General features: G+C 52.6%; 5 protein-coding genes. All 5 read right to left on the bottom strand.

Features of this window, described 5'->3' with window-relative positions; genetic code table 11:
• Positions 1-166: 166 nt before the first annotated feature.
• The 5 genes from AC2VLY_RS15180 to AC2VLY_RS15200 all read right to left on the bottom strand — a co-directional run bounded on the left by AC2VLY_RS15180 (position 167) and on the right by AC2VLY_RS15200 (position 2,357).
• The gene (locus tag AC2VLY_RS15180; protein ID WP_486893284.1) at positions 167-1,381 is read right to left on the bottom strand and encodes an ISAzo13 family transposase; all 1,215 of its coding nucleotides are present in this window, start codon (positions 1,379-1,381) and stop codon (positions 167-169) included.
• Positions 1,382-1,435: 54 nt separating this feature from the next.
• Positions 1,436-1,570: a hypothetical protein gene (locus AC2VLY_RS15185; protein WP_486893283.1), complete on the bottom strand. Its 135-nt coding sequence runs from the start codon at positions 1,568-1,570 to the stop codon at positions 1,436-1,438.
• A gap of 21 nt (positions 1,571-1,591) precedes the next feature.
• On the bottom strand, positions 1,592-1,798 hold the full coding sequence (locus tag AC2VLY_RS15190; protein ID WP_486922566.1) for a hypothetical protein: 207 nt from the start codon (positions 1,796-1,798) through the stop codon (positions 1,592-1,594).
• A 129-nt stretch (positions 1,799-1,927) separates the two neighbouring features.
• Positions 1,928-2,134: a hypothetical protein gene (locus tag AC2VLY_RS15195; RefSeq protein ID WP_486893281.1), complete on the bottom strand. Its 207-nt coding sequence runs from the start codon at positions 2,132-2,134 to the stop codon at positions 1,928-1,930.
• Entirely contained in the window at positions 2,121-2,357 is a 237-nt protein-coding gene (locus tag AC2VLY_RS15200) for a hypothetical protein (RefSeq protein ID WP_486922567.1), read from the bottom strand. The genes AC2VLY_RS15195 and AC2VLY_RS15200 overlap by 14 nt, the downstream gene beginning before the upstream one ends.
• Between the last annotated feature and the right edge of the window lie 217 nt (positions 2,358-2,574).

The raw sequence follows: 2,574 nt of genomic DNA on the forward strand, positions 1-2,574 counted from the left end.
TAAGCCCACGAAGTATCCGGCGCTGGAGTCAGGGAGAGTCCGGGGCAAAGAGGAACCTGAAACTGGCTCTGGAAATCCGCAATCGCGGGTGGAAACGGTAGCCAAAGAAAAACCCCAAAGCCGAAGCGTTGGGGTGTGGGTGGATAGATTAGGAATCATAAATAAACTACATGGACTTTTTGTTTGGTGAGATGACGTAATTCCATTCCCCATGGAAGTTATCGCGATCAATTTGGATGGTAGCGAATTCAGCGTCAGTGACTTTGATACCCCTGGGGTAGGGTGTAGGATCAATGGCGGCGTACACTTTCAAGCCTTTGCTGGTGGTTGTAGCCGCGATCAAATTGACAATGACTTCGTGACTCACCAAAGGGCGCCCCCGCCAATTCATGCTGATATAGGAAAACAGACGGTGCTCGATTTTGTTCCATTTGCTGGTGCCCGGAGGAAAGTGGCACACCCGAATCGGCAGATTGAGTTCATCGGCAAGCCCTTGTAATTCCAGCTTCCAGAGGCGCACCCGAGACCCATTGCTCCCGCCCCCATCCGCCGTGATCATCAACTCCTTGGCGTCGGGATAAAGGGGCTGACCCATGCCTAACCACCAGCGCCGGATAGTGGCCACCGCAAAGCTAGCGGTATCATGATCCGTGCCCACGCTCACCCACCCCGCGTTTTGGGCGAGATCGTAAACCCCATAGGGGTTGGCCCGCCCCAGTTCCTTGTCCACAAAATCATGCACCTGGACGACTTCCGGTTCGCCCTGCGGCCACCACTCCTGACCCGGATTTTTGTAGTTGCCAACCAACTCTTTTTTCTTGGTGTCCACCGAAATGACGGGCTGCACTGCGTCCAGTGCCTGCTGCGTCTTCTCCTGTATATACCGGAATTGGGCATCTCGGTCTGGGTGATCAGTGCCTTCCAAGGTCTTGCGATTGCCTTGCAAGCTGTACCCTAATTCCTTGAGCAGAATGCCCACAGAAACATGGCTGATGCGGTGCCCCTGTTCGCCCAGTTCCCGTGCCAATTGCTTGAGGCTCTTGCAAGTCCAGCGCAGCGGTGACTGGGGATCACCGCGTGCCGCAGGATCTACCAAACCCTCCAAGGCCACCAGCAAGTCCGGATCGCGATCCACCAGCCTTTTTCTCCCGCCACCCGATCGACGAACTCTGCCTTGCGGGAGCCTGTTCTCCGGATCCTTGAGCTCTTTGAGACCCGCCATGATGGACCCCCGCGCGACTCCGGTAGCCTCACTCACCCGCTTGACACCGCCATGACCCAGCACCTTCGCTTCTACCGCCGCATATAGCCGTCTCTGCCGCTCATCCAGTATCCCTTCGAGCGCTTGGTGTCGAGCGGCTATCAGTGCGTCTGCTTCCATGCCGCAAGACTATACCCGCTATATAGTGAGTACAAGTTATTTATTTATGAATACTTAGGCATGCCGCTGATGACGGCGCGACTGCTTTTCCTTTTTTGCGGATCGTATAGCGAAAAACGCCAGAGGATAGCCGACTACAGCCACTAGAGCTGTAGCCATCCATTGCCAAAAAACGATGTCCGAACTCATGGATAATCTCCTTGCAGAAAGTTAGTCATCGCAGGCCTTGATCAGCCAAACGACGCTCTTGCATACAAGAATATACCCAACGGCAGCAAAGAAACCAGAGATCCCCTTGTCGTGCTCGAAAAAGTTGTAAGCAAGTACGCCCAACTGAGTGAAACCGCCTGCGTAAGCCAGCACGTTAAACGTGTGGATGATGTCCTCACGGACTTTTTTGTTGAAAGAAAAATTCATGAACGCCCCCTTATTTGTCAATGTTATGAATTCCACAAATAAGGGGCTGGACAAAAAGTATGGAAGCGCAGTCAGAGGGAGGGGATGATAAAGAAAAACCCCAGTCCGAAGCATGGGGTGCGATACGATCTAATCGGTAGAAACTGCATTAGGGAAAGGTTTTTCTTCCCCTTCATAGCACAGATCCCAAGCGATACGCAGATCTTCGATAGCTTTTTCTGGAGTTTCGCCGCCTGCGGAAATGCAGGCACGAGGAACATCCAGAACCATAGCTTCCCATTGTTTTGTATCGGAATCTAACCAGAGGCGCAGAGGGAACCCGTTAAAATCTTCCATGATCAGCCCCCTTTTTAGCATAGAAGCGTTTTCTTCCGTTTAGACTACTGCCTTCCCGAATATGCCGACCGTTTTGCAAACGCTGTACGATCCCCCCAGAGAGAGGGACAGAATCGCCCTCATACACCAAACGAAAGGCCAGTGGATTAGAGGCAACCTGTTCGATGAAGCCACCTTCAGACAGCAACGAAAGGGCGGCATTAAAAAGAATATCCTGCGACATCGCTTTTCTCCTGAAAAAAAGACGCACGAACCCCGTGTTCGTGGCTTAAACGGAAAAAAGCGATGCGCTCAGAACTAAGTTTCCAACAGACTGAGTTCTGGTGCAAGAATAGCCACCCAAAAAGAAAAACCCCAAAGCCGAAGCCGTGGGGTGGGGGTGGATTCAGTGCCTACGCGACCAAAGCGCAATGCCCAGTGCGATGAGTGCCAGGATCGTG

It is taken from the genome of Acidithiobacillus sp. TH-A36, from assembly GCF_057473445.1.

Coding starts and splice junctions, on each gene's coding strand:
- AC2VLY_RS15200 (WP_486922567.1), bottom strand. CDS start 2,357: ATGTCGCAGGATATTCTTTTTAATGCCGCCCTTTCGTTGCTGTCTGAA.
- AC2VLY_RS15185 (WP_486893283.1), bottom strand. CDS start 1,570: ATGAGTTCGGACATCGTTTTTTGGCAATGGATGGCTACAGCTCTAGTG.
- AC2VLY_RS15180 (WP_486893284.1), bottom strand. CDS start 1,381: ATGGAAGCAGACGCACTGATAGCCGCTCGACACCAAGCGCTCGAAGGG.
- AC2VLY_RS15190 (WP_486922566.1), bottom strand. CDS start 1,798: ATGAATTTTTCTTTCAACAAAAAAGTCCGTGAGGACATCATCCACACG.
- AC2VLY_RS15195 (WP_486893281.1), bottom strand. CDS start 2,134: ATGGAAGATTTTAACGGGTTCCCTCTGCGCCTCTGGTTAGATTCCGAT.